This is a genomic window from Methylobacter tundripaludum SV96 (assembly GCF_000190755.2).
Classification (GTDB): domain Bacteria; phylum Pseudomonadota; class Gammaproteobacteria; order Methylococcales; family Methylomonadaceae; genus Methylobacter_A; species Methylobacter_A tundripaludum.
Genome location: NZ_JH109152.1, coordinates 1 through 26,445 on the forward strand (window position 1 = coordinate 1; position 26,445 = coordinate 26,445).

General features: G+C 49.0%; 23 protein-coding genes, 1 tRNA gene and 2 pseudogenes. 14 read left to right on the plus strand and 12 right to left on the minus strand.

Annotation, left to right across the window (positions count from 1 at the left end):
• Positions 1-609, minus strand: a pseudogene (locus tag METTU_RS25010) (transposase); the annotation flags it as partial.
• Positions 610-672: 63 nt separating this feature from the next.
• Here METTU_RS25010 and METTU_RS24185 point away from each other — a divergent pair.
• The 3 genes and pseudogenes from METTU_RS24185 to METTU_RS00020 all read left to right on the plus strand — a co-directional run.
• A pseudogene (locus tag METTU_RS24185) lies at positions 673-999 on the plus strand (transposase); the annotation flags it as partial.
• A gap of 292 nt (positions 1,000-1,291) precedes the next feature.
• A complete protein-coding gene (locus METTU_RS00015) occupies positions 1,292-1,762 on the plus strand; it encodes a hypothetical protein (RefSeq protein WP_006889229.1) in 471 nt (156 codons plus the stop codon).
• Positions 1,753-2,697, plus strand: a complete 945-nt coding sequence (locus METTU_RS00020; RefSeq protein WP_006889230.1) for a YihY/virulence factor BrkB family protein — start codon at positions 1,753-1,755, stop codon at positions 2,695-2,697. The genes METTU_RS00015 and METTU_RS00020 overlap by 10 nt, the downstream gene beginning before the upstream one ends.
• A 180-nt stretch (positions 2,698-2,877) precedes the next feature.
• On the opposite strand, the gene METTU_RS00025 is transcribed toward METTU_RS00020, so the two are convergent.
• The 3 genes from METTU_RS00025 to METTU_RS00030 all read right to left on the minus strand — a co-directional run bounded on the left by METTU_RS00025 (position 2,878) and on the right by METTU_RS00030 (position 6,911).
• On the minus strand, positions 2,878-4,854 hold the full coding sequence (locus METTU_RS00025; protein WP_254257922.1) for an FdhF/YdeP family oxidoreductase: 1,977 nt from the start codon (positions 4,852-4,854) through the stop codon (positions 2,878-2,880).
• On the minus strand, positions 4,839-5,261 hold the full coding sequence (locus tag METTU_RS24190) for a hypothetical protein (protein ID WP_254257785.1): 423 nt from the start codon (positions 5,259-5,261) through the stop codon (positions 4,839-4,841). Before METTU_RS24190 ends, METTU_RS00025 begins: the two co-directional genes overlap by 16 nt.
• A 279-nt stretch (positions 5,262-5,540) precedes the next feature.
• Positions 5,541-6,911 carry an NAD(P)/FAD-dependent oxidoreductase gene (locus METTU_RS00030; protein WP_169624833.1) on the minus strand — a complete coding sequence of 457 codons (1,371 nt, stop codon included), beginning with the start codon at positions 6,909-6,911 and terminating at the stop codon, positions 5,541-5,543.
• On the opposite strand from METTU_RS00030, the gene METTU_RS25015 reads away from it, so the two are divergent.
• On the plus strand, positions 6,910-7,197 hold the full coding sequence (locus tag METTU_RS25015; protein ID WP_436969927.1) for a hypothetical protein: 288 nt from the start codon (positions 6,910-6,912) through the stop codon (positions 7,195-7,197). The two genes, METTU_RS00030 and METTU_RS25015, sit on opposite strands and share 2 nt — an antisense overlap.
• 251 nt (positions 7,198-7,448) lie before the next feature.
• On the opposite strand, the gene METTU_RS00040 is transcribed toward METTU_RS25015, so the two are convergent.
• The 4 genes from METTU_RS00040 to METTU_RS23910 form a co-directional block, all read right to left on the minus strand.
• On the minus strand, positions 7,449-8,243 hold the full coding sequence (locus METTU_RS00040; RefSeq protein WP_217182735.1) for an undecaprenyl diphosphate synthase family protein: 795 nt from the start codon (positions 8,241-8,243) through the stop codon (positions 7,449-7,451).
• A 90-nt stretch (positions 8,244-8,333) separates the two neighbouring features.
• Positions 8,334-8,561 (minus strand): hypothetical protein, encoded by a 228-nt coding sequence (locus METTU_RS00045; RefSeq protein ID WP_006889236.1) that lies wholly within the window; start codon positions 8,559-8,561, stop codon positions 8,334-8,336.
• 464 nt (positions 8,562-9,025) lie between these two features.
• Positions 9,026-9,418, minus strand: a complete 393-nt coding sequence (locus tag METTU_RS00050; protein ID WP_006889237.1) for a cupin domain-containing protein — start codon at positions 9,416-9,418, stop codon at positions 9,026-9,028.
• Positions 9,415-9,558, minus strand: coding sequence for a hypothetical protein (locus METTU_RS23910; RefSeq protein WP_217182737.1), 144 nt, complete (start codon positions 9,556-9,558; stop codon positions 9,415-9,417). The genes METTU_RS00050 and METTU_RS23910 overlap by 4 nt, the downstream gene beginning before the upstream one ends.
• A gap of 369 nt (positions 9,559-9,927) precedes the next feature.
• Between METTU_RS23910 and METTU_RS00055 the strand changes: the two genes are divergently transcribed.
• The 5 genes from METTU_RS00055 to METTU_RS21975 all read left to right on the plus strand — a co-directional run bounded on the left by METTU_RS00055 (position 9,928) and on the right by METTU_RS21975 (position 16,628).
• Positions 9,928-11,286 carry an IS1182 family transposase gene (locus METTU_RS00055; RefSeq protein WP_006889238.1) on the plus strand — a complete coding sequence of 453 codons (1,359 nt, stop codon included), beginning with the start codon at positions 9,928-9,930 and terminating at the stop codon, positions 11,284-11,286.
• Between the two features lie 394 nt (positions 11,287-11,680).
• Positions 11,681-12,961: a dicarboxylate/amino acid:cation symporter gene (locus METTU_RS00060; protein ID WP_006889239.1), complete on the plus strand. Its 1,281-nt coding sequence runs from the start codon at positions 11,681-11,683 to the stop codon at positions 12,959-12,961.
• Between the two features lie 279 nt (positions 12,962-13,240).
• On the plus strand, positions 13,241-14,047 hold the full coding sequence (locus METTU_RS00065; RefSeq protein WP_006889240.1) for a thermonuclease family protein: 807 nt from the start codon (positions 13,241-13,243) through the stop codon (positions 14,045-14,047).
• 157 nt (positions 14,048-14,204) lie between these two features.
• The gene (rimO, locus tag METTU_RS00070) at positions 14,205-15,515 is read left to right on the plus strand and encodes a 30S ribosomal protein S12 methylthiotransferase RimO (RefSeq protein WP_006889241.1); all 1,311 of its coding nucleotides are present in this window, start codon (positions 14,205-14,207) and stop codon (positions 15,513-15,515) included.
• Positions 15,516-15,653: 138 nt separating this feature from the next.
• Positions 15,654-16,628 (plus strand): cytochrome c oxidase assembly factor Coa1 family protein, encoded by a 975-nt coding sequence (locus METTU_RS21975; RefSeq protein ID WP_006889242.1) that lies wholly within the window; start codon positions 15,654-15,656, stop codon positions 16,626-16,628.
• 234 nt (positions 16,629-16,862) lie between these two features.
• Here the strand turns inward: METTU_RS21975 and METTU_RS00080 are convergent, their stop codons facing one another.
• Positions 16,863-17,252: a hypothetical protein gene (locus METTU_RS00080; protein ID WP_217182739.1), complete on the minus strand. Its 390-nt coding sequence runs from the start codon at positions 17,250-17,252 to the stop codon at positions 16,863-16,865.
• A 293-nt stretch (positions 17,253-17,545) separates the two neighbouring features.
• Here METTU_RS00080 and METTU_RS00085 point away from each other — a divergent pair, with 293 nt between their 5' ends.
• Together METTU_RS00085 and METTU_RS00090 are read left to right on the plus strand one after the other, a co-directional pair.
• Positions 17,546-18,055: a transcriptional repressor gene (locus tag METTU_RS00085; protein ID WP_006889244.1), complete on the plus strand. Its 510-nt coding sequence runs from the start codon at positions 17,546-17,548 to the stop codon at positions 18,053-18,055.
• A gap of 84 nt (positions 18,056-18,139) precedes the next feature.
• Complete coding sequence (locus tag METTU_RS00090) at positions 18,140-20,191, plus strand: TonB-dependent receptor (protein ID WP_006889245.1); 2,052 nt, start codon at positions 18,140-18,142, stop codon at positions 20,189-20,191.
• Between the two features lie 146 nt (positions 20,192-20,337).
• Here METTU_RS00090 and METTU_RS00095 read toward each other — a convergent pair whose 3' ends face one another.
• A complete protein-coding gene (locus tag METTU_RS00095) occupies positions 20,338-22,269 on the minus strand; it encodes a diguanylate cyclase domain-containing protein (protein WP_217182741.1) in 1,932 nt (643 codons plus the stop codon).
• A 229-nt stretch (positions 22,270-22,498) separates the two neighbouring features.
• On the opposite strand from METTU_RS00095, the gene METTU_RS00100 reads away from it, so the two are divergent.
• From METTU_RS00100 to rsmA, 3 genes are all read left to right on the plus strand, one after another.
• A tRNA-Asp gene (locus METTU_RS00100) sits at positions 22,499-22,575 on the plus strand.
• A 393-nt stretch (positions 22,576-22,968) separates the two neighbouring features.
• Positions 22,969-23,958: a 4-hydroxythreonine-4-phosphate dehydrogenase PdxA gene (gene pdxA, locus METTU_RS00105; protein WP_006889247.1), complete on the plus strand. Its 990-nt coding sequence runs from the start codon at positions 22,969-22,971 to the stop codon at positions 23,956-23,958.
• A gap of 2 nt (positions 23,959-23,960) precedes the next feature.
• A complete protein-coding gene (gene rsmA, locus METTU_RS00110) occupies positions 23,961-24,809 on the plus strand; it encodes a 16S rRNA (adenine(1518)-N(6)/adenine(1519)-N(6))-dimethyltransferase RsmA (RefSeq protein WP_006889248.1) in 849 nt (282 codons plus the stop codon).
• A 187-nt stretch (positions 24,810-24,996) separates the two neighbouring features.
• On the opposite strand, the gene METTU_RS00115 is transcribed toward rsmA, so the two are convergent.
• Positions 24,997-25,320: a HesB/IscA family protein gene (locus tag METTU_RS00115; RefSeq protein ID WP_006889250.1), complete on the minus strand. Its 324-nt coding sequence runs from the start codon at positions 25,318-25,320 to the stop codon at positions 24,997-24,999.
• 13 nt (positions 25,321-25,333) lie between these two features.
• Positions 25,334-26,440: a cysteine desulfurase family protein gene (locus METTU_RS00120; RefSeq protein ID WP_006889251.1), complete on the minus strand. Its 1,107-nt coding sequence runs from the start codon at positions 26,438-26,440 to the stop codon at positions 25,334-25,336.
• Between the last annotated feature and the right edge of the window lie 5 nt (positions 26,441-26,445).

Below are 26,445 nucleotides of genomic sequence, written 5' to 3' on the forward strand. Positions count from 1 at the left end.
CAGCCATTAACCGGCCGATACGACGTCGACTGACCTGCCGATCCCGGTTGATTAAGGCCTCCTTGAGGCGACGCGTACCGTAGTTTTCCGACTCTTCTGGAACAGGGTCTTTATGACCTCAACCAGCTCGGCATCGTCTTTTTCAATGGCTGTCTGAGGGCGCTCCTGCCAAGCCTAGTAAGCGCTACGAGAAACGCTCATGAACCGGCACATCGATTTAACCGAAAATTCGCTCTCATGTTGTTTGACCCAGGCGTACTTCTCGGCAACTGCTCCTGCGTTGCTCTACCTCCTGCATCCATGCAGTCGACCGTTGCTCCTTGGCAAAGTACGCCGCTGCTTTTTTAACAGGTCACGTTCCTCTATTAATCGGGCGTTTTCCTTCTTCAGCCGCTTCAATTCTTCGTATAGATGCTCATCGGTTCGCACGGTTTTGCTGTACTCCTTCGGCTGGCTATATTTGTTGATCCAGGTATGGAGCGTATTGGCATTGACTCCTAAATCCCTGGCTGTTTGGGTAATCGGCTTATCAGAACCTATCGCCAGCTTCACCGAGGATTCTCTAAATTCGGCGCTATATATTTTTACTTTTTGTTTTTCTTGATCCATTTTCGACACACTCTCTATTTTCAGATTATTTTAGATTGTGTGTCCGGTTTAGTGTAGCCACTTCAACCGGCCATTTTCAATTCCGACCAAGGCTCGCAATTCACCAGCGACGCCTTTACCGGCGTGTTGCTCAACAACAGCATCACGATCAGTATGGATGGACGAGGCCGAGCATTGGATAATATCTTTGTCGAGCGGCTGTGGCGAACGATGAAATATGAAGAAGTGTATTTAAAGCAGCACAGCAACATGCCGGACTTGTTGATGGGATTGACGCAGTACTTCCAATTCTATAACCAGGAACGTTGGCATCAAGCGCTGGATTACAAAACGCCGGATGAAGTCTATAAAACGGCTAGAGGCGGCGGGGCAAAGATTGTGGATAAATTTAACGGTACGGCTGAAATATCAGACCTCGTGCCGCAAAACTGGGACAGCGCCATTCAGCTGGAGTGTGAACAGGGCTCTATCTTAAATTAAGGTATTTTTTGTCTGGAGTGTGGGGTCCACTTTACTTTAGATATTTGCGATAGCTTCCCTGTGCGTGCGTTACCGAACTGACTAAAACTATTTTACTCTATATAATTTGCAGCCATATTGTCCACGCCCTGGGGCATTTAGCGAATCTGACTGGGTGAATGACTGATCTTTATTTAACACGCTTACGTATGATGAATCTCTCATGACCGCAACCGCAGAACATCTTTCCAAAACCGCCGCAGATATCTTGTGTAAAAAAGGCCAACAAATGAAACACATGGAAGAGCGATTTCTCGAAAATTGCCGCACCTATGTGCATGACAAACCAGTGACCTCGTTAAGCATCGCCGTGGCGCTTGGTCGACAAGATGCGGGACGAGATAAAGTAGCCAGCTTTATGACTGGCAAGCTAATGCGGTCGCAGCGGCCCCAAATTCCTGTCGGCAAGCCCGAAACCCAAGCCAAAACGCCCACACCCCTAGAAGAGGCGCTTAACTTGTTGACCTTGGCTCAGAACGTCTCCTCGGCTTGGTCTTCGGTCCCGATGATGCGCCCAGGCAGACCGGCACCAGCAGCAGGATTCGTTCCGCATCGCTCGCCAGTAATGGGGGTGCCGGCCATTACTGGCGAGCGGCCTCGGCCGATGCCAGGCGGTAAAGCCTCATGCTTGTGAACTTAACCGATTTTTTCAAGGAGCTTTCATTAAAACAGGCTGTTTCAGCCGTACTCAAGGGCCTGCGTTGCGGATACGTACTGCTGTCCCCATCGCTGACCGCCTGGCTGGCCCATCGTGCTGCCAGTAAAGGAGCTGCCGTGGCTTTTTATACCCTGTTTTCCATGACCCCCATCCTGGTGTTGACCATTGCCGTGGCTGGCTATTTTTTTGGTGCAGAGGCGGCGCAAGGGGAAATCACTGTGCAGATGCAAGCGTTGGTAGGGCCCAATGGCGCCCAAGCTATCAATGCCGTGCTGGCCGCCGCGCGCAACTCCGAGTCTGGGATCGTCGCCTCGGCCATTGCCACGCTCCTACTGCTGCTGGGGGCCACCAGCGTATTTGTTGAATTAAAGGATAGCCTCGATGAAATGTGGGGTACCGATAAACCTCAAGCCTCCTCTCTCAGCGTACTATTAAAAACCCGGGTTTTGTGTTTTGGCCTAGTGCTGGTTTTAGCGTTTTTATTACTGGTTTCGCTGGTCATCAGCGCCGCTCTGGCGGTGCTTCAACAGTATGTCTTCGGCGGGCTCTGGAGTTTGGCTGCCCTGGTGCTGTCTCCATTGGTATCGTTGATTTCCTTTGGGGTCATTGCCAGCTTGTTTGCGGTGATTTATAAAATGCTGCCGGAGGCACCGCTGGCTTGGCAGGATGCCTGGTTCGGTGCGCTGTTTACGGCCCTTTTGTTCAGTCTTGGCAAATACGGCATTGGTGTTTACCTGGGTAACAGCGGCGTAACCTCCAGTTTTGGCGCAGCCGGATCAGTAATCGCCCTGTTACTCTGGGTCTATTATTCCGCGCAGATCTTCTTTTTTGGGGCCGAGTTTACCCGCCAGTTTGCTTTGCGGTTTGGCAGCCTGCGCCCGCACGATCAACTTACTTCCATATCAACCTAAAGCCAAGTAAAAAAACCATCGTCAGACGAGGGCGGCATTTATTCAACGGAGGACATATCCAACCCGGGGCCAGAAAGACTTACCTATTGACTGGACCGGACAATATATATTCCGCGCGGTCAAAATATCGGTTTCCCCCGTTACCCCACAAATTGTAAAAAGACCTAAACTAACAAGCTTTTACCCTTCCAAAACTTCGGGCTTAAAAGGCTTAGTGCGCCCATACCACTCATACTCAATATGGTACCGGTCCCCAGTGCTACGAAGCATTATCCCTGTCGCTCGCCTTTGGCTCACAATCCGCACCGGCACGGATTTGTAGGCAGGGGTTTTTGACAGCTGATCATGATGGTCAAGCGGGACGAGCGGGTTCATTTCCGGATAATAGCCGCCGATGCAGCCCGGCGGCATATTAAACGGCGTCACCGTCAACCCGTCGACACGGCGATCGATGCCGTCATCCGCATCGCCGATGAGCGACACCCGTTGGCCCTGTTCCAGCCCCGCCTTTTTCATGTCGTCGGGGTGGATCAGGAGAACCTCACGGGGGCCTTCTAACCCGCGTAGTCGGTCGCTGAAGCCGTAAATGGTGGTGTTGAATTGATCATTCGATCGCATGGTGAGCAGGCGATAACGGCCCTGACGATCCTCGAAGCCGAAAGACGACAGCCGTTCGGGTGAGGTAAACTCAGCCTTGCCGCTCTGAGTTTTCCAGATACGTTCATGCGCCGAATTGCCACGCCAGAAACCCCCAGGCTGAAACATCCTTGCGTTGAAATCGTAAAATTCGTTGGGATAGGTTTTGGCAATAAGATCGCGCACCTTGCTGTAGTCGCCCGTCCATTCGTCCCATTTCACTTTGGGGTTGGGGAGCAGCGTCGCCTTGGCCAGGCCAGCGACTATGGCGAGTTCAGACTTCAGATGCTCGCTTGCCGGTTTCTCCAAGCCTGTCGATCCGTGAATGCAACTGAAACTGTCCTCGACGCAGATGGACTGACGCCCGCTTTCCTGCAAATCTTCCTCAATCCGGCCAAGGCAGGGAAGGAGCCATGCGCTCCGTCCATTGATAAGATGGCTACGGTTAAGCTTGGTCGCGATCTGCACGTCCAGTTCCAGGCTTTCCCATGCCTGTTCCATGATCTCGCGATCAGGAATGGCACGCACGAAATTGCCGCCCAGACTGATAAAGCCCTTGACTTTGCCGACCTTCATTCCCTCGCAGGCCTCCACCGTATTCCTGCCTTTATCGCGCGGCGGATCGAAACCGAACATTTCGGCAAGCCTGTCCAACGGCACCAGCTCGGGCTTTTCAGAAATGCCGACGGTGCGCTGACCCTGCACATTGCTGTGGCCGCGCACCGGGCAGGCACCCGTGCCGGGACGTCCGATATTGCCGCGCAACAACAGGAAATTGACGAACATGCCGATATTGTCCGCACCATATTTATGCTGGGTCAGGCCCATGCCATAGACGCCGATCACCTTGTCGCAACTGATATAGACGTCGGCGGCATCTTTCAGCGCCTGCCGCGTCAGGCCGGATTCCTGCTCAACATCTTCCCAGTTGGTCGAGCGGACCCTCTGCTCGAATTTCTCGAACCCGTGCGTGTGCTGCGCGATGAAATCAACGTCGAGTACGCGTTTGCTGTCCTTTTGCGCCGCATCGTCCCCATCGAAGATATGTTTGCACATGCCGGTAATAGCAGCAATATCACCGCCATTGCGGACCTGATGATATTGGCAGCTCATTTCGGTGCCTTGGTCTGTCAGCATCTCCGCCACATTTTGAGGATTGACAAAGGTTTCGAGGCCGCGTTCGCGCACCGGATTGAATGTCACGATCTTGGCCCCTCGTTTTACGGCGTCCTGCAAAGGATGTAGGAAACGTGGCGAGTTGCAACCGGTATTCTGGCCGAAAAAGAAAAAAGCTTCGGTCTCCTGAAGATCGTCCCAGATCACGGTACCCACCGGCGATCCAATAACTTTTTTGAGGCCCACCGATGTCGTTTCATGGCACATGTTGGAACTGTCGGGCAGATTGTTGTGGCCGTATAGCCGCGCAAACAGGGCAAAGAGATAGGAACATTCCAGCCCGGCCCGGCCGCTGGCATAGAAAATGACTGATTTGGGATCTAGCCGTTTCAGCTCAGCGCCGATGGCCTCAAACGCGTCTTCCCAGCTGACTGGTCCATAATGGTCGGTGTTTCCGGGTCGTGCCGCATCGGGTGAGTAAGGCGGCCCTGTTGTTCCAGATCGTAATCCGGCCAGCTTTTAAGTTCGCTTACACTGTGTTTGGCGAAAAATTCAGGTTCACAGCGAGGCGTCGTCAATTCCCATAAAGTAGCTTTTGCACCATTTTCGCAAAATTCGAAGGGATGATGATCGGTCGGTTTCGGCCAGGCACAGGATATGCACGCAAAGCCATCCGGCTTGTTCTGACGCATCAGCGTAGCGATAACACTGGGCTTGTTCCATTCCTTGCCGAAAATACTGGCAATACCCTTCAGTGCCCCCCAGCCGCCGGCCGGGCCGTCATAATGCGCCATCTCGTCTTTATCGGCCATATTATCCTCCTGTGAGTTTAAATAACTGCTAGTGATAATTGACGCTCCTCATTGATTTAGGTACTTGAGGAGTATTGGTTCAAGCTGGAGCTAACGCCTTCAAATTTCAGTCTCAATTGAATCTGAAATTGACTGTCTGAACCCGGACCCAGATCTTGTAAAAACTCACAGACAAACCACCCGTTAGAGGGCATATATTTCATTGACCACTGAGCCGCTGAAAATGAGAGCAATTTTTACCGCAAAGCCGTTAGCTTCAAGAAAATTGGCTTAAACAATTTATCTATCAAGCGCGAATATTGCTTCGTTGGGATTGGCTTTTTCCAATAAGATGTCCCTGATTATTTCCGCGGCAATTACCGAAAATGTTATGCCATTGCCACCAAAACCCAGGGAAAATAAACCATTAGGTTTTGGTTCATAATGCCCGATATAAGGAAGACCATCCTTAGTGACTCCAAAAGTGCCAGCCCACGAAAATTCAGGCCGGAAACGGAGGTTAGGAAACAGTTGGGCAAAATCGTCCGCTAATTGCTGCGTTTTTAACTCCAGTTTACCTTGCCTGACCTTGGGATTATTGGTTTCTTCATCCCGCCCCCCCAGCATAATCCGGTTATCTGCTGTTGTTCGTATATATAGGTACGCTTCTTTCGATTCCCAGATCAGACAGTTTTGGTGCCAAAATTCTTTTTTGTGTTCTATTTGCTGACTAACAATGGCCCAGGTACTCTGTAACTGAACTATTTTTTTATCGATTAAGTCAACCACTTCAAAACCTGCGGCATAAATCAACTTCTTACAATTGACTTTATGGCCTTGGATGGACTTCATGGCAACACCGCTTTTGCTATGTATTATATCGACCATCTCTGACCGATCGTATACCTTCAGTCCTTTCTTGATACAGTACTGAAAAATGAGGTGGCATAACTTATATGCATCGATTTGCGCGGAATGATCACTATAAAGTGCTGCCGGAGCGGAAAAGCCCATTTTTTCTTTAACTTTATTTTCATCCCAGTATTTTATATCGAGACCTAGCGATTTATGCAGTTCGTATTCTTTTTTGAGCATATCTACATCTTTTTTATAGGATGCAAAATATAAGCTGCTTTTTCTTTCAAAATCGTGATATCCCACTTTTTCACTGATATTGGCTAAAGTCTCAATCGACTCCGCGCATAGTAAATACGCCTTCCTTGCATGTTCTTCGCCCCTTAATTCAATTAATTTGCTTAATGGCGTATCGATCTGGTATTGCAGGAGAGCGGTCGTGGCAATGGTACTGCCAAGACCGATGCTCCTTTTTTCTATCAGAACACAGGGAATATCAGCCTCAATCAAGATAAAGGCATTTATAGCAGCAGTAATACCGCCTCCAAGGATTACCACGTCGCAATTAATATGTTTATTTAATTGCGGATAATCGTACGGTAGCCCATTTTTTACTAACCAAAAAGGAAGTCCTGTTGAAAGATCCATAAAATCAAAAAATAGTAAATTTAGTTCACTTCCAGTCCACTCGAAATTATTGGGCCTGGGAAAGTAAAAAACAAAAGCCCGTTTCAGGGTTCCAGGTAAATATTCTAATTCCGATTTATCGGATTTTACCTTCCCGTTTGGTTTCCATTTCCAGGTTTTGGTATTCATGTTGTTCTTGCGGATATTAGCTTGGCGCGCAGTCAATTTCCTATTCAGTCGTTTTGCCATCGAAGTGCTCGTTGTCGGCCTCGGCATCCTCTCGGGTATGATGGACTACACCGTCCCGATGATTCGGCGGCGCATAGAGCGTATAGAGTTTCAGTGGAACACTGCCGGTATTGATGATATTGTGCTTCGTCCCGGCCGGGACAACTACCGCGAAGCCGGCGCGGATCGCCGTCCGAACGCCATCGAGAACCGCCTCACCGGCCCCTCCTCAACTCGAAAGAATTGATCGGGCTTGTGGACTTCCGCACCGATCTCTTCCTTGGGCTTTAACGCCATGAGGACTAGCTGGCAGTGCTTTGCCGTGTAAATTACCCGACGGAACTCGTCATTCTTGATAGCGAGATCTTCGATATCTTGTACAAAACCTTTCATAATGATTCCTTCTTTGTTGGATTGCCCCTTAGGGCGTTCGATGCCATTCGGAACAGGCGCACTTTTATTTCCCAAGTCCCATATTAAAACTGGATGTCCACGATCTTACCCGCCGAGTGTCTGATCCTGTTTTTTATACCAGGCGAGTGCCTGCTCAAAATGCTGCGGATCAAAATCTGGCCAATATTCATCCCTGACATAGAAATCTGCATAAACCGATTGTACCGGGAGAAAACCGCTCAATCGGCGTCCTCCACCCCAGCGTATAATCAAATCCAGACGTGAAACGTCCTCTGAACGCAGACCGCCGTTTTTAAGGCCGACCAGATCCCATTCCCAACCATAATTGACGAGTAGATTGACCTTTATTCCGTCACCCTGGCGTTGTCGGAATTTTATTAACTCCTTTGGGAATTGCGTCGAGGTCTCATCACCGACAACAAGCAGAGCTGCTCCACGGCGTGCAATCTCAAGAGCGAATGCAACGCTGGCCTCGCTGAATGCCTGTTTCTGAATGGAAGGTCGCTTGGTGTTGTCCTGCGTAAAGCAGTAAATGGAAGCTTCCTTGATCCCGTATTCTTTACATAACTCGTACAACAGGAACCCCGGATTAATTCCATGAGCATATCCGGTTTCTTTGGGCAGGCCATGATCGATGGCCCAGCGGCGATTTCCATCGGGAATAAAACCGACGTGACGGGGGATATTATTTTTCGCCATTGCAATCCTTATTCCAACATGATGTAGAACGATACGACACCAGCCGAAGGCATTAACCGCCACGTGATTGTTTTTGACCTTAGTCCAGGTTGGCGATCCTGATGTTGGGGCGGATGGGGTGGAGTGGAATGCTTTATGTCGGCCATAATGGCTCTCCTTTACAATTGATAATTTAAACAATTTATGCACTAACTTGTCTTTTAAAATTCCAGGCTATATCACAGGAATCCAATGGGGAAAATACTCAGGTCCCCATCGGCTTAGCGTGCGTTATTTGTTATTTTCTGTTTTTGAGATCCCTACTTTTATTGGCGGCACCTTGGTTACTGCTACGTCGGCGCCCAGTTTCACCTCGATCGGTTTATCAATAACCAGAGAAATTGGTTTGTCCGTTGAAACATTCAAGTTCACAGTGAGTGGGCAACCTGATAATGTAAAAGCAATCGAAACAAAGATTATAAATTTGCATATTAAAAATATTTGAAAACCTTTATTCATACCGATCATCGCCTTATTTTTTGAAAAAGATTGATTTGAATCCTAAAAAACTTTTTTTGATTTTCAAATTGTTTAGAAATGAAAATAACTTGAGCACGTACATTTTTATGGCCTTTATATCTGGCCCGCCTCAACCAAGATAAAGGCATTAATGGCAGCCGTGATACCGCCTCCGAGGATTACCACTCCGCAGCGGATAATCGTACGGCAGCCCATTTTTTATCAGCCAAAAAGGAAGTCCTGTTGAAAGATCCATAAAATTAAAAAACAATAAATTTAGTTCAGTTCCAGTCCACTCGGAATTATTAGGCCTGAAAAAGTAAAAAACAAAAGCCCGTTTCAGGGTTCCAGATCAATATTCTAATTCCGATTTATCGGATTTCACCTTCCCGTTTGGTTTCCATTTCCAGGTTTTGGTATTCATGTTGTTCTTGCGGATATTAGCTTGGCGCGCAGTCAATTTCCTATTCAGTCGTTTTGCCATCGAAGTGCTCGTTGTCGGCCTCGGCATCCTCTCGGGTATGATGGACGACGCCGTCCCGATGATTCGGCGGCGCATAGAGCGTATAGAGTTTCAGTGGAGCACTGCCGGTATTGATGATGTTGTGATTCGTCCCGGCCGGGACAACTACCGCGAAGCCGGCGCGGATCGCCGTCCGGACGCCATCAAGAACCGCCTCACCGGCCCCCTCTTCAACGCGAAAGAATTGATCGAGCTTGTGGACTTCTGCACCGATCTCTTCCTTGGGCTTTAACGCCATGAGGACTAGCTGGCAGTGCTTTGCCGTGTAAATTACCCGACGGAACTCGTCATTCTTGACAGCGAGATCTTCGATATCTTGCACAAAACCTTTCATAATGATTCCTTCTTTGTTAGCTTGCCCCTGGGGCGTTCGATGCCATTCAGAACAGGTGCACTTTTTTCGGCCTTGCTCATGGCGTGTTTTGATGTTTGTTCTTTCTTGTCATCATTTCTCTCCGGCAAACTGTTAATCAAGTAATCTTTCACCTTCAATGCAGGACAACATAATCCGTATTTTTAGCAGGGTCTGTACGCTGTCGAACAAAGCGCAATTTTTTGTTCGCGGCCACAACGCGACGTGGACAGACGAGATCGGGTACTGTGCGTCAGCGTACAGAAGAAGGCTCAACTGATCTGATGCAGTGCAGGGCTCAACGCAGCTTGCATTTGCTCCATTGTTTCATCTCACCGAAAGGGGCCGCTATGAACCTCACCGTAAGCTGAGCATAAATAGCCTAAATTGAATCTTACATTCAACTCATTTTTTCTCTAGGAGACTGTCGGATTTAGCAGTGCAAAAAGTGTTAAAATAACCCTATCGAAACACCAAATCAAAAAACAAAAATGGCTACCCAATTCATCCTGATTGATCGCGATACCCCCTACATTCTGCCCCCGTGTGTTCAGGATTATTTGCCTGAAGATCATATGGCCCGTTTTGTTGTCGAGATTGTCGATCAACTGGATTTACGGACGCTATCAGCCGTCTATGCGGGCAAAGGAAAGCGCCCCTATCATCCGGCGATGCTGTTGGCGTTGCTGTTCTACGGTTACGCGACCGGCGTATTTTCCAGTCGCAAACTGGAGAAAGCCACTCATGACTCGATGGCCTTTAAATACATCTGCGCCAACGAAAACCCAGATCACGACACCATCAACAGCTTTCGCAAGCGCTTTGGCAAAGAGATCGAAAGCCTATTTGTCGAGATATTGGTACTTGCACAAACCTTGGGGCTGCTTAAGCTGGGTACGGTGAGCCTGGACGGCACCAAGATTAAAGCCAATGCCAGCAAGCATAAAGCCTTGAGCTGGGATTACGCCAATCAACTGGAAGCCCAGTTCAAACAGGAAGTTGAAACCTTGATGAAACTGGCTGAAGCCGCCGACAATTCCCCGCTTCCAGAAGACATGGATGTACCCAAGGAACTCAAACGCCGCCAAGACCGTTTAGCAGTGATTGCCAAAGCCAAACAGGAAATCCAGGCCCGTGCCAAGGCGCGTTACGCGCAAGAAAAGGCCGAGTATGACGAAAAGCAGGCTAAGCGTGAACAACACCTGAGTGAAACCGGCAAGAAAATGGGCGGCAAAGCCCCCCAAGCGCCTACCGATGCGCCTCAAGGTAAAGATCAAGTCAGCCTGACCGATGAAGAGTCCCGCATCATGCCGACCCCTAATGGTTTTGAACAAGCCTATAACGCCCAAGCCAGTGTTGATATTGCCACCCACCTGATCGTTGCTCATCACATCACCCAACACACCAACGACAAACAAGAAATCGAACCGGCCTTAGCCAAACTGGAACAGCTCCCGGAATGCTTGGGGAGTGTTGACAACCTGTTGGCCGACACCGGCTACTTCAGCCAAGCCAATGTAAAGGCGTGTGCTGATGCAAAGATAAAACCGTACATCGCCCAAAAGCGGCAAAGCCATAACCAAGCCCTTGACGCCCGGTTTCAGCATCAGCCGGAAATAGGCGAAAGCACCTTACCGCCGGTTGAGGCCATGACCCATCGCTTAACAACCAAAGCGGGCAAAGCACTCTACGGCAAGCGAAAATCTACTGTCGAAACCGTGTTTGGCATCATTAAACACGTCCAGGGATTCAGGCAATTCCAGCTTCGAGGCCTGGAATCCGTCCAAAGTGAATGGAATTTAGTCTGTATAGGCTGGAATTTAAAAAGAATGCATGTATTAAGAGGGTGAGAGAGGAAAAAGAGCATTGAGCTGCCCATAAAACAGAACTATGGGCATTAAAAATCCCAATAAACCACTTTTTTAAATTTTAATCGTGATTAAGTGGGGAGGCTCGCTCTATTAATCCGACAGCCTCCTAGCCCAGATAACAGTCTTCTTCGGTTTGTGTTATCGCATTTATGCAATCGTCTTCGAGTTGAGTCACGCTCATCCTTCAAAAATGAAAATCAAATAGCCTGATTTCGTTTGGACATGCAATATCGAATACAATCAGCATGTTCTTTTTAAAGTTGGGTTGCCGTCGTTATAAATGCAGTGGATTAATGCTGTAAAAATGCATATTAACCATAAGCTGAAATTAAATTTTATAAAATATATTACTTCATCAAACAGAAGGTTATCAGTGCAAACCGTTTACGCAGCCAAAAAACGCTATCAACATCTGTATTTCCAAGTCCTGACCGCCATTGCCATCGGCATTGCGCTCGGCCACTTCTACCCTGAATCCGGTGTCGCGATGAAGCCGCTCGGTGATGGTTTTATCAAGCTGATTAAAATGATTATTGCGCCGATCATTTTCTGTACCGTGGTGACGGGGATTGCCGGTATGCAGGAACTGGACAAGGTAGGCCGCGTCGGCATTAAGGCGCTGCTCTATTTTGAGGTTGTGAGTACGCTGGCACTGGTCATCGGACTGGTCGTGGTGCATGCCATCCAACCCGGCGCAGGCATGAATATCGATGCAAGCACTCTGGATACCAAAGGCCTCGCCGCTTATACCTCTGCGGCAAAAACGCAAAGTACGGTCGATTTCCTGCTTAACATCATTCCTACCAGCGTAATTGATGCTTTTGCCAAGGGCGATATATTGCAGGTCTTGCTGTTTTCATTATTGTTCGGATTTTCACTGGCCGCCATGAAAGAGACGGGGGCGGAAGTGGTTGGGTTTATCAACAAGGTTTCACAGATACTTTTCGGCATCGTGGAAACCATTATGAAGCTGGCGCCGATCGGAGCCTTCGGCGCGATGGCATTTACCATCGGCAAGTACGGCATCGCCTCGCTGGTGCCGCTGGCGAGCTTAATGGGCAGCTTTTATCTTACCTGTCTGCTGTTTATCTTTATCGTGCTCGGGCTGATCGCCAGGTTTGCGGGTTTCAGCATCATCAAATTCATCGTTTATATCAAAGACGAGCTGTTTATCGTGTTAGGCACTTCGTCCTCGGAATCGGTGCTGCCGCGGATCATGACCAAACTCGAAAAAATGGGCTGCTCCAAGTCGGTCGTCGGTTTGGTTATTCCGACCGGCTATTCATTCAACCTTGACGGCACCTCGATTTATCTTGCCATGTCCGCTATTTTCGTCGCCCAGGCTACCAATACTCCGTTGACCATGATGCAGGAGTTGACTCTGCTCGGGGTGCTGCTGTTGACCTCGAAAGGTGCCGCGGGCGTAACCGGCAGCGGCTTTGTCACCCTTGCGGCAACGCTCTCGGTCATCCCGACCATTCCGGTCGCGGGGCTTGCGCTTATCTTAGGGATAGACCGTTTCATGTCCGAAGCCCGAGCATTGACCAATCTTATCGGCAACGGCGTCGCCACCGTGGTTGCCGCCAAATGGGAAAATGAACTGGATATGCAAAAGCTTAATGTTGCTTTAAATCCACCAAACGGTGAAATGTAATCAGGTTAATTCACCACGAACGACTGCAGGGACAGATATCTGCATTCACCACATCCATGTGGATTATGCAGGAGGTAGCGCAACGCAGGGCAGAAAAATGCTCCTGCATTTTCTGCATTCATTACATCCATGTAACTTAGCAGTTGCCGAGATACAACGGACACGACGTTTTTATTCTAGCTTTTCTTCGTGAGCTTCGTGTCTTCGTGGTGATTTATCTTAAATTAATGCGGAAATGGCGAACTTAAACACACCTGAGTATAAAGATGAGGGCAGGGCATGAGAATTTTACTGGTTTTATTATTATGTTTGCCCGGTTGGGCTAACGCGGAAATCTACGAATGGCAGGATGCGAACGGCAGCAAGCATTTTTCCGATCGCCCGGTTGTAGATGCAAAAATAGTCGATATAAAACCGGGCTATGATTTTTACCGGGTCAAGACGGTTTATGACGGCGATACCGTGGTGCTGGAGGATGGGCGTAAAATCCGCTTTTTGGGCATCAATACGCCGGAGGTTCAGCACCGCGACAAACAGGCCGATGCAGGCGGCGACGAGGCCAAACGCTGGCTGACCGACCAACTGAAAAACACCAAAGTCCGCCTGGAAGTGGGTACGGAAAAAACTGATAAATACGGCAGAACGCTGGCGCATTTGTTCACCGAAAAAAAGGAACATATCAACCTGCAACTGGTTGCCGCGGGTTTGGCGGCAGTCAGTATTTACCCGCCCGATTTACACTACGTCAATGAATTGGTTAAGGCGCAGAATCAGGCGGAGCAAGCTAAACTCGGCATTTGGGGACGACCTGAATATGCCGTAATACCGGTTGCCAGTCTTACCGAAGCCGGACATCAGGGCTGGACGCGTCTGGCCGGTAAGGTGGTCAATATTCGCACGACCCGGAAATCGATTTATCTGGAATTTTCCGATGCCTTTGAGGCGCGTATCGAGAGCAAATGGCTGGATTTATTTCCCAATGTTAACGACTATTTGGGGAAAACCATCGAAGTGCGTGGCTGGCTGAACAAAAGCAAGGGAGATTTGTCGATGCTAATTCGTCATCCGAGTGCGATTAAGGAATAGCTCCAACTATTGGAATATTTAATTCACCACGAAGGCACGAAGGACGCGAAGTTTTATTTCTTCGTGTCCTTCGTGCCTTCGTGGTGATTGCTTTTTAATTTTTATTTGAGTAGCCAGTCCTATAAACTAGCACGCTTTAACATTACCTGAGATTTAAATGACTGCCCCACAAATTGGTTTTATTAGTTTGGGTTGCCCCAAAGCCCTGGTCGATAGCGAAAGAATCCTAACCAAGCTTCGTTCAGAGGGTTACACCATTTCGCCGACTTACCAGGATGCCGATCTGGTCGTGGTGAATACCTGCGGTTTTATTGATGCGGCGGTAGAAGAATCGCTGGACAGCATCGGCGAGGCGCTGGCTCAAAACGGCAAGGTCATCGTTACCGGCTGTTTGGGTTCCAGGGAAGCCGAAATCAGGGAGCGTCATCCGCAAGTCTTGAAAGTGACCGGCGCGCATGCTCTGGAAGAAGTTGTGGCGGCTGTGCATGAGCATTTGCCGCCGCCGCATGATCCGTTTATCAGCTTGGTGCCGCCGCAAGGCATCAAACTGACGCCGCGACATTATGCCTATTTGAAGATTTCCGAGGGCTGCAATCATCGCTGTACCTTCTGCATCATCCCCTCGATGCGCGGCGACCTGGTCAGCAGGCCGGTTGACGATGTGATGCTGGAAGCCGAACGCCTGGCGAATGCCGGAGTAAAGGAATTGCTGGTGGTTTCGCAGGATACCAGCGCTTACGGTCTGGACTTGAAGTATCAAAGCCGGGACTGGAAAGGCCGTTCGGTTAGAACCCGTTTTTACGATTTAGCCGAAGCGCTGGGGGATTTAGGCATCTGGATCAGGATGCACTACGTTTATCCGTATCCGCATGTGGATGAGGTGATCCCGTTAATGGCTGAAGGCAAAATATTGCCCTATCTGGACATCCCGTTCCAACATGCAAACAGCCGCATTCTTAAATTAATGAAGCGTCCGGCTGCCGGCGAAAATAACTTGGAACGCATTAAAGCATGGCGCGAAATCTGTCCTGACATAACTTTGCGCAGCACCTTTATCGTCGGCTTTCCCGGCGAAACCGAGCAGGAATTTGAGCAGTTGCTGGACTTTATGAGCGAAGCGCAAATGGATCGAGTCGGCTGTTTTGCCTATTCGCCGGTAAAAGGCGCGGTCGCCAATGATTTGCCCGATCAGGTGCCGGAAGAAGTCAAACAGGAACGTTTGGCACGGTTTATGGCGCATCAGGCCGAAATCAGCGCGGCGCGTTTGCAGCAACGGGTAGGCCGAATCGAAACGGTGTTGATTGATGAAGTGGTCGAAGAAGGCGCGGTGGCAAGAAGTAAAGCCGATGCGCCGGAAATCGACGGACAGGTTTTTATCGACGGCGCGACGCATCTTAAAGTCGGCGACTTCGTCGATGTCGAGCTTGAAGAAGCGGATGAATACGATTTGTGGGGACGGTTGGTTTAGATTCGTAAATGGCAAGGCAAGCCTGAACTCCGGCATCTGAATTTCCCGGAGTCCAAAGCTTGCCTTGTCGGCTTCAAAGTTGGTTTAACTATTTATCGTATATATTAGGCAATTTGACTCATATCACAGGAAAGCATCATGGAAAACACTTCAGGCCAAGGCAAAAAAGCAATAGTTCCGGCAGAAATTGACGGATGGAACTGGGGGGCTTTTTTATTAAACTGGATTTGGGGCATTGGCAATAACACGTTCATAGCTTTGCTTATGTTTGTTCCCTTTGTAAACTTCATCATGCCCTTTGTGCTTGGTGTTAAAGGCAGCGCATGGGCATGGCAAAATAAAGAATGGGAAAGCATTGAACACTTCAAGGCCGTCCAGAAAAAATGGGCTTACTGGACAGCTATTGTTTATTTGTTTTTTATCGCAGCTTTTGCGGGTCTGTTTTTTATTATAATGTCATCAATGAAAGATTCAGACGCTTTCAAATTAGCTGAATCCCAATTTGAGAGTAGCCGGCAAGCATCGGAAATAATTGGCAAGCCTTTTTCCACAGGCTTACCGTCCGGGAGCATAGAAACCTCAGAACCGAGTGGCAAAGCAACTATTTCTTTTGGCGTAGAGGGATCTAAAGGCAAGGGGACTGTCTATTTTGATGCGGTAAAAGAATTGGGACAATGGAAAATCAACAGCCTCGTCCTTGAAGAAGAGGGTACTGGCAAGCGGATAGATATTGACCCGCAAGCTACTACGTCTGCACCTGTTGAGGGAGCTGTTGCCGTTACGCCCGCACTAGCTGAGAAAACGGCTACGCCCGTTGAAGTTGAAAAGGTCGTTATAACCACCTCTGAAGCTAATTTAGGCGCTGCCAAAGCCAAAGCAGGCGTGCGCAAGCCTACGGGGGATGTCAATGAATTCTGGGGAAACTTCACTTGGGACGATCTGTCCGCCGATGAGAAAAAACTTTGGGCTGTTTTAGGCTGGAATGGCAGGATCTGGGGATCTGAATCCGAGTCTCCGGCTTCTGAAGAAACTTCATGGGCTAAATTAAGCGAAGCAGAGCGCGCGGCTTTAACTTCTTTAGGCTATGACAAAAAATCGTGGAATAAGGAATAGTGTTTTTTGTGCTGCAGGCTTAGCCAGATAAGAAAAACGCTGAGCTAAGTTTTTGCGATAAAGCTTGTTTTGGGCATCCGAGTCCAAAACAAGCCTAAAAATCAATCAATTAAAGCCTGTGTTTTCCCTGCTTAAAACGCTTCGTGAAAACACAAGGCCTATCGATTTTGGGGGGCATTGACTCCTGTCTAGCGGTCCCCGTTTTTCGACAATATCTAAGCAAACGATTAACGGTTAATCGAAAGTGGCTGACGACTCACCGCTTTTCTTGTTCCAGTGGATGGTGATTTTTTCTTCCTCGCAAAGGTTAATGTCAGTCCATTCCACTTCCTCTTTATCGTCATAAATAACCTTTAAGTCATATTTGCAGATTTCATTGGCACTGTGAAATTTTATATTAGCTTTCTGACCATCCTCTAAAACGTCTTGGCCCAGGACATCATCTAACCAATTATCTGTAGCATTTGGGGAGACATAAACTTGGTCAATGGTGTAACCCGTTTTGTTGACCAAGGTGAAGTCTTGTTTGGCCTCGGCTACGACGACACTGCTTGCTGCCGAAGCTGTTAAGGCGGTGATGCCGACTAAAAGCCATTTTTTCATATTTAAACGTCCTTTTTGCATGTCTTATCTCTCTATAAGGTGGAATTGAATCCCGGTGCCTAACGTAAAGCTATTAAGCATGGTTTTTTTTATGTCCATTTCACTGTCTTGCCGTATGGACGGGGGTAGTTTCAATTAAATAAAGCGCTTTGTAAAGATTTAGCCTCTTCCGAAAATAAGGAGCGGGCATCTGTCCGTGCCGCCTGGCGGGTGGGAAACTCATACTCGGTTTGTCGTCCAGTAACAGGCACGGCTTGTGAAATCCTAGTGAATGTTATAATATAACATTCGATTTCAGATAAACGGTCTTTGCAATGAACACACCTGCCGAAGCAAGCGATTCCCATTCCTTGGGGCACGATCATAAAAAATGTGTCAGCGAGGCATTAGGCACTGCCGAGCATTTGTGCGTGGTGCGCGGCGTGCAATTAACCCCGATCCGCCATCAAGTGCTGGAGCTGATCTGGGACAGTCACAAAGCCGTCAAAGCTTATGAGCTGCTGGATCGCATCAAACCCCTGCAAAATGCCGCAAAACCCGCAACGATTTACCGCGCACTGGATTTTTTGATCGAGCAGGGCCTGATTCATCGGGTGGAAAGCCTCAATGCCTTTGTCGGTTGCAGTTGCTCGGGTCATCAGCATGAACAGTTATTGCTGATCTGCAATAACTGCCAGGAAGTGGAAGAGCGGTCGGCCCCCGATGTTATGCAGGCCTTGTCGCAGGAAATCAAACAGGCGGATTTCATTGTGCATAGCAAGGCCATCGAAATTCACGGCATATGCGCAACCTGCGCGCAGACCATGAGTAGCGAGCAAGTCTAATGGCGCTATTTTTTCCAAGCAGAGCATCCAGTAGATGCTATGTTATAACATTTCTCATTATTCAAGCAACGCGTTCAAAAAACTATGAATAAAAAACTGGCTGTTATTTTCTTATCGACAGGCGCAATAGGGGCTAATGCCTATGCGGCTGACGATGATATTCACAAACTGGATGACATCGTCGTCATCAGTACCGGCATCAAACATTCCACTGCAAAATCGGCCAAGCCGGTAACGGTATTGACGGGCGACTCGTTGCGCATGAAAACCGGGACGACTATCGGCGATACGCTCAAAAACGAGCTCGGTATTACCAGCCAGTCATTCGGTTCCGGGGTGGGAACGCCAGTTATTCGCGGGCAATCCGGGCCCCGGGTGCGGGTCATGCAGAACAGCCTGGGCAATAATGATGTTTCGTCATTGAGTCCGGATCATGCCAACGGCGTGGAACCGATTTTGGTGGAGCGCATTGAAGTGTTGCGCGGGCCGTCAACGCTGTTATACGGAAACGGCGCTATCGGCGGCGTGGTGAATGTGATCGATAACCGGATTCCAGAGCAAGTCCCCGATAAGCTGATCGGCGGTGCCGGTGAGCAACGCTACGATTCGGCAACCAACGAGACCTCCAGTGCCATCAAGCTGGAAGGCGGAAAAAGCGGCGTGGCCTATCATGTCGATGGTTTTTACCGCGACCAGGGCAATACCCATATCGGCGGCTCTGCGATAGATGAAGAGGCTGCTCGCGCAACCGATCCCGGCCTGAATATTGTGAGCAATCCCAACGGTCTTATCGATAATTCAAAAGCGCGGTCGCGCGGCGGCTCGGTCGGAGTTTCGAAAATCGGCGATGCCGGTTTAATCGGCGTTTCAATCAACAGCCTTGAAAAAAATTACGGCATTCCGCCGGATGGCAGCGGCGGTGCGCCGGTGACTATCGATTTGACTCAAACCAAATACGATTTTAAAGGGCAACTGAATAAGCCTTTCGCGCTGGCTGAAGAATTGCGGATGAAATTCGGCTATACCGATTACAAGCATGTCGAGATGGACAACGGCACACCTGCCACGACATTCCTGAATAAGTCTTACGAAAGTCGGCTGGAGCTTGAACACAAGCCCATCGGTATATTAAACGGCGTGTTGGGCTTTCAATCGGTCAATAGCCAATTTGCCGCTTTAGGCGCAGAAGCCCTGGTGCCGCGTACCGACCTTGATTCCTATGGTCTGTTTGATGTCGAATCGTTCAAAATCGGCGCTGTCACGTATGAGCTGGGTGCTCGCGGCGAATGGCAAACCATCGCGCCGGAAAACCGTAACCGCCTGACTTATGTACCCATCAGCGGCTCGGCCTCGGCATTGTGGGACATCACCGACCGTCATCAAGTCAGTCTGGCATTCACCCACTCGCAACGCGCGCCGCAGATACAGGAATTGTTTTCCAACGGCGTTCATGAGGCTACGCACAGCTACGAATTGGGCAATACCAACCTCAATAAGGAACTGTCCAATAACCTGGATCTGGGCTATCGCTACAAGGCCGATTGGATGACGGCGGAGTTAAATCTTTTCCACAATTGGGTCAGTGACTACATTTATCAGCAACGCACTGGGGACGTGTTTAACAGGGACAGTGAAACCATGGAAGCGGTTTGTTCAGCGGGGGCAAGTTGCGTTCCTGTTGTGGCAAGCCGCCAGACCGCCGCCATTTTCAAAGGCTTTGAAGCTCAAACCGTGTTCCCGCTGATGCAAAACCGTTACGGCGCGATCGATCTGACCTTATTCGGCGACTATACCCGCGGCACCTTTGAACAGGGCGGCAATGTTCCCCGTATGCCGCCATTGCGCTACGGCTTGCAACTGAGTTACGAGAAAAATGACTGGTCGACCAATGCCCGATTGACCCGGGGCGAAGCGCAGAATCATTCAGGCGAACATGACTCAAACACGCCCGGCTATTTGTTGTTGAATCTGGGGGCGCAATACCGCTTGGCGAGCTTTGGCGACTCGGAGGTACTTTTGTTTGCAAAAGGCAAGAACATGCTGAACGAAAATATCCGCAATTCTACATCGTATCTGCGTAATTTCGCCCCGGAGCCAGGGCGCAGTGCGGAGCTGGGCGTTCGGGTCAGTTATTGATATTTTGATAATAACCGGACACAGTGAATATCGATATGAAGGGCAGTGCGTGGGTTATTAAATCTAAAAATAGCACCTAAAGTTATCCGCCAATGATGCTTAACTTATTGGAGGTGATGGTATGAAGCGGACGTAAACCTGTTTTATTACCCGATTGTTTTCTTTTGCTGCATGCTTTCGGAATAGAAGGAAACCCCATGCTTTCCCTGCTTTGCGTGATACATTGCCGTATCGGCAAAATGAACCAGGGTTTCGCCACTGCTGGTATTTTGAGGATAAACCGCAATGCCGATACTGCCGCCCAGAGTAAATTCCAACTCATCAAAAATATAAGGCTCCCGTAACTTTTTCAGGATTTTTTCGGCAACCGGCGCCGCGCCGGCAGCATCGGTTTCCGGTAGCAATAGCGCGAATTCATCGCCGCCAAGGCGGGCGGCTATATCGGAGTCACGCAGAGTGGAGGAAATTCTTCTGGCCGTTTCTTTTAGTACTTCGTCACCAATAGCGTGTCCCATCGTGTCGTTGACAAACTTGAAGCGATCCAGATCCATGTAAAAAAGCGAAACCGAATCGTTGGTGCGATGCGCCATACTGATGATTTGTTGAAGCTGGTCGGCGAATAACCGGCGGTTAGCCAGGCCGGTTAACTCATCGTAATAAGATAGCCAGATTAAGCGATCGTCAGCCTGTTTGCGCAAAGTGATGTCATGCACAATGCCATCAACGCCTATATATTTATTATATTCATCGTAAACAGGGGTGTCTGTCACTTCAAGCCAGTGGATATTTTTCTGTGCATTGTATATTTCTAACTGATAAGGCGAACTGTGTATGCTTTGGCTATACTCATCAATTTTAAGGTTTATCGGATTGTCGGTAAGATATTCATGGTAATGAATCATAAATTCATCCACAGTGTATCCGAGTATATTGGTTATTGAGGGACTGATGTAAGTGAATATACCTTTGCAATCGCGCTGATAAAAAAAGTATTCATTACGCAGGTTTTCAACCAGGCTACGGAATTTATGTTCGCTGGAGTGCAGCTCGGCGGTCCGCTTTACGACCAGATGTTCAAGATCGCTTTTCAATGCTTGCAGGATTTTGTTGGTGGTCTGGACTTCGGTTTTTGACCGTTCTATTTTCTTGTTTTGTCTGCGAACCCGGGCAATCCATAGCAGTAATAAGACCAGTACAATGACGAACGCCGCTACCATTTTTCGAATCAGTTCGTAGTCAATTGAGGGTTTAATGCTGGGAACCCATTTGGCGTGGATATTCTGCATTTCTTCTTCGCTTATAGTGACCAGCGCCTTTCGTAAAATGTCTGCCAGAACCGGCCAGTCATTACGTACGGCGATGCTCTCATTAATGCTTTCATTGGCGCTATTGAGATCATAGAAGGCTGCAATTTTCAGATCAGTCAGAAGATATTTGGTTTGCAGATAACTGGCTGTGGCCATAAACGTAATGGCTGCATCGGCCTTTTCTGTACTGACGGCCTTTAGCCCATCCAGCATAGAGACCACAAAATAGGGAGTGACTGAAGGCAACTCCTTAATAACCCGATCAACAAATTGGTAACCTTTGACCATCGTGACGGTTTTTCCCACAAGATCGCTTTGATTTTTAATGGTGGTGTTATCTCTTTTGGTCATGATAACCAATGATTTAATCAGATAGGGCTGTGTGAAGATAAACAACTGCCTGCGATCCGGTCGATTGACCATCGTAGCGACGACATCAACTTTATGCGCTGCCGCTGCTTCGTATAGTTTATTCCAGCTGGTATTGGGATAAGTTTCAAATGTAATGCCCAGTCGCTTGCTCAGGGTGTTCATGACTTCGATGGCAATACCTTCAAGCTGCCCCGAATCGTTGATGAAGCTATAAGGCGGCAATGAACCGTCAAAAGCAATCCTGATCTTTTTATGATTCGCTAACCACGCCCGTTCTTTAACTGTCAGCTGTACTACGGGGTCAACTTTGTTCTGGCTGGAAACTTTGGCATCAAAGTCATCTGCCGCAGCAACATTGACGAAAAAAATGAAAAAAAACAAGGAAACTAAATAATGCATTGCTTGGGATAGATCAGTTTTTAAAGTGGGGGATAAGACGGAAGTCAGGCATTCTCTGTCTTGATTTAATACGGGCATTGAATGTTCCATTGTGCGTGTATCAATAACGTAATTTTAGTCTATTTTTGGTCTGCTTGTGTTACGGCGTAAAAAGAGCGCCGCGAGGCCGGTGTCGGTCTTTATTCTTGACAGGGCGATTTAATCTTATAGAATATCCGGCTCGAACTGCGGAGCGGTAGTTCAGTTGGTTAGAATACCGGCCTGTCACGCCGGTGGTCGCGGGTTCGAGCCCCGTCCGCTCCGCCATCCCTCCGGCAGGACTTTTACTGCCGATATAAAAGTAATCCACCGCACATCGCATATCACAGTTGAGTTTGTCCCATCAAGGCCTTGATGTCCAACTGTTTTTGTGGCGTTTATATCATTCCCAAGCTGTGTTATCTTTCATTTTTCGTCTGCGAAGGCGGCTGTGTTGACTCCCCAAGCGCGTTTTTGCCTGGGCTTGTTGCAATGTCTGCGAGTCGGGCGGCGGTTATAGTCAGAACGATGGATCGGGATTTTTCCATAGCATAGACTTTGACAGTCATAGAGATGGGACAGGAGTTCTATCCATAGTCCTTATCTTTTAAATCAGCGTTTTTTTAAAATAATCCCGGTAGTTATGCTGTAAAATTATTCTTTTTTTATCTCAGTTCCCAGATGACAACCAGGCTACCCGTACCGCGTATTGCATTAACACCCGGAGAACCCGCAGGCATAGGCCCCGATCTTTGCATTCAGCTCGCGCAGCAGGATTTGCCCTGCGAAATCATCGTCATCGCCAGTCCGCAATTATTGGAAGAGCGCGCCGGACAGTTAGGTTTACCGCTTCAGATAACAGAATTCGACAGCGCTATGCCTGCCACGGCCCAGACTGCCGGACGCTTGACGGTATTGCCGGTGGAACTGGCGGAACCCGTTCGGTGCGGGCAATTGAATGCGGCCAATAGCCGCTATGTGTTAAAAACCATCACCAAAGCGACCAAAGGCTGCATGGACGCGGTTTTTGATGCGATGGTCACCGGACCTGTCCATAAAGGCATTATCAACGATGCGGGCTTGCCTTTTAGCGGGCATACCGAATTTATTGCAGGCATTACCGGCGGACATCCGGTGATGATGCTGGCAACGCCGGGCTTGCGGGTGGCGCTGGCGACGACGCATCTGCCGCTGTCGGAAGTCAGTCAAGCCATTACCCATACCCGGTTACGGACGGTGATTCGGATTCTGGATCACGAACTGCGCTCGCGCTTTGGCATAGCTCACCCGAAAATACTGGTATGCGGGCTTAATCCTCATGCCGGGGAAAACGGTCATCTGGGCAGGGAAGAAATCGATATTATCGAGCCGGTACTCGATACTTTTCGTAAGCAGGGCTTGAATCTGCATGGGCCGTTACCGGCCGATACGCTGTTCACCGAAAAGTATCTGGCTACAGCGGATGCGGTATTGGCGATGTATCATGACCAAGGCTTGCCGGTACTTAAACATATGGGTTTTGGACAGGCCGTCAATATTACGCTGGGGCTGCCAATCATCCGCACTTCGGTTGACCACGGCACGGCTTTGGATCTTGCCGGCAGCGGCAAGGCCGATTTAGGCAGCCTGCAATTCGCACTGCAAACCGCATTAACAATGGCTACGCAATAAAAATGGCACATACTCCGCGCAAGCGCTTCGGTCAGAATTTTCTTCATGACCACAATATTATTTACAACATTATCTCCAGTATTCAGGCCAGGCCCGGTCAGCATTGGGTTGAGATAGGGCCGGGGCAGGGCGCATTGACCGAGCCTTTGCTAAACGAAGGCGTGCGTCTGGATGTGGTTGAACTTGACCGGGATTTGGTGGTTTTGCTCAGGGAGAAATTCAAGCAATACCCTAACCTGCAAATTCACAGCGCCGACGCGTTAAGGTTTGATTTCTCGTCGCTGGCTGCGGGGGGGGACCAATCCGCCGGGAGCGGATTGGCACGCAAAGCGCCCGAAGGGGCGCGGGCAGGGATAGCCCGCGATGAAAAACTGCGCGTCATCGGCAATCTTCCCTATAACATTTCAACGCCGTTGATGTTCCATCTGCTGGATAACGCCTATTGCATTGAAGACATGCACTTCATGCTGCAAAAGGAAGTGGTTGACCGGATTTGCGCGGCTCCTGGCAGCAAAAAATACGGCAGGCTTAGCGTCATGATGCAATATTATTGCGCAACCGAGCTGTTATTCGATGTGCCGCCGGAAAGCTTCGACCCGGCTCCGCAGGTGATGTCGGCTATCGTCAGGCTGGTGCCGCACCAGCAGCCGCCTGTTGCGGTTAATGATATGAGCAAGCTTAATCGGGTTGTCACTCAGGCGTTTTCGCAACGGCGCAAAACCTTGCGTAATTCGCTGAAAAAGCTGATCACCGAGGAAGAAATTGTCGCTTTGGGAATTGATCCAACGCTCAGGGCTGAAAGCATATCGCTGGCTGAGTTCGCCCGCTTAAGCAATTTGTTGCAGGAATAACGTAATTGTTCTGGAATCGGAATAATGGAACGCGGATGATGCGGATGGTTATGATTTAATAAGATTTTTATGGGTTATCAGTGTTTTTCGCCAGTTCCCAAGCTTGAACTTGGGAATCAGGGCAATAAAGAGGTTATCCGTGAGCATCATAATTATCCGCGTCATCCGCGTTCCATCTTATCAATGATCAAACAGAAAAACTCTCGCCGCAACCGCAGGTGCCTTTTACATTCGGATTATTGAATTGGAAGGCTTCGTTAATGCCTTCCCGGCGATAATCCAGTTCTATGCCGTCCACAAATTGCAGATCGTTTGCGGCGACTATGACTTTTACATCGAAATTTTCAAATACGGCATCGCCTTCGTTTAGTATGTCGGCGTAATCAATCGTATAAGCATACCCGGAGCAGCCGGATTGCTTTACGCCCAGCTTTAAACCCAGGCCTTTGCCGCGTTTTTCCAGTTGTTTTTTAATTTGCCGGGCGGCACTTTCAGTTAATGAGACAGACATGATTTCCTCTTTATCATTTGATGGTTAAGGATGTTAATTGTTTAATAAATTCGATAACCTCAGCTTCAGTGTTGGTTTTTCCCAAACTGATACGAATCGCACTTTTTGCCGCGGCAGGTTCAATACCCATGGCTACCAATACCGGACTGGGTTCTCTCTGGCCGCTGGCGCAGGCTGAACCGCTGGAAACGGCGATGTTTTTCTGATCCAACTGCATCAGCAGCATTTCTCCATCGATGCCGTGGATGCCCATCTGGACGGTATTGGGCAGTCGTTCGGCCTGCTCGGCAAAAATAGTCAGACCGGGAATGGCGCTTAAGCCATGCTCCAACAGTTTTCTAAGTTTTAGCAGATAGGCGTGGCGTTCGGCAAGTTCGGTTTTGGCAAGTTCCGCCGCTTTGCCAAAGCCGACGATGGCGGCGACGTTTTCTGTCCCTGCCCTGAATCCTTGTTCCTGTCCACCGCCCAGCAAGATCGGCTTTATCTCCACGGATTTTTCAAATACCAGCGCCCCGCAGCCTTTGGGGCCGTATATTTTATGGCTGGACAGCGACATCAAGTGTGTGCCGAAGCGGTTGAAATTTACGGGGATTTTGCCCAGCGCCTGCACGGCGTCGGTATGAACCTTGATGCCGTGCGCTCTTAACTGATCGGCATAGTGAGCGACATGCTGCACCACGCCGGTTTCATTGTTGGCCAGCATGATTGAAACCAGGCCGGGCTTTAGCCTAATCACCTTGTCGATAGCATCCTGTGTGATCAAGCCGTTTGTACCGACATTAAGCAGGGTAAGCTCATGCCCCTGGCTTTTTAAATGCAGGGCAGGCTCGATAACCGAGGGATGTTCAATGGCTGAGACGGCGAGTCCGGCCTGAGGGGCTAGTGTTGCTAAAGCCAGGTTATTGGCTTCGGTGCCGCCGCTGGTAAAAATAATTTGTCCGGTCTGAACGCCAAGCAGTGCCGACAGCTGTTCACGAGCTGCATCTATGGCGCTGCCTGCGACTCTGCCGTGACGATATAAGCTGGAAGGATTTCCGTAGAATGTTGTCAGGAAAGGAAGCATCGCGTCCAGGACGCGATCGTCTAGCGGTGTGGTCGCGTTATGATCAAAATAGATCATTCAGG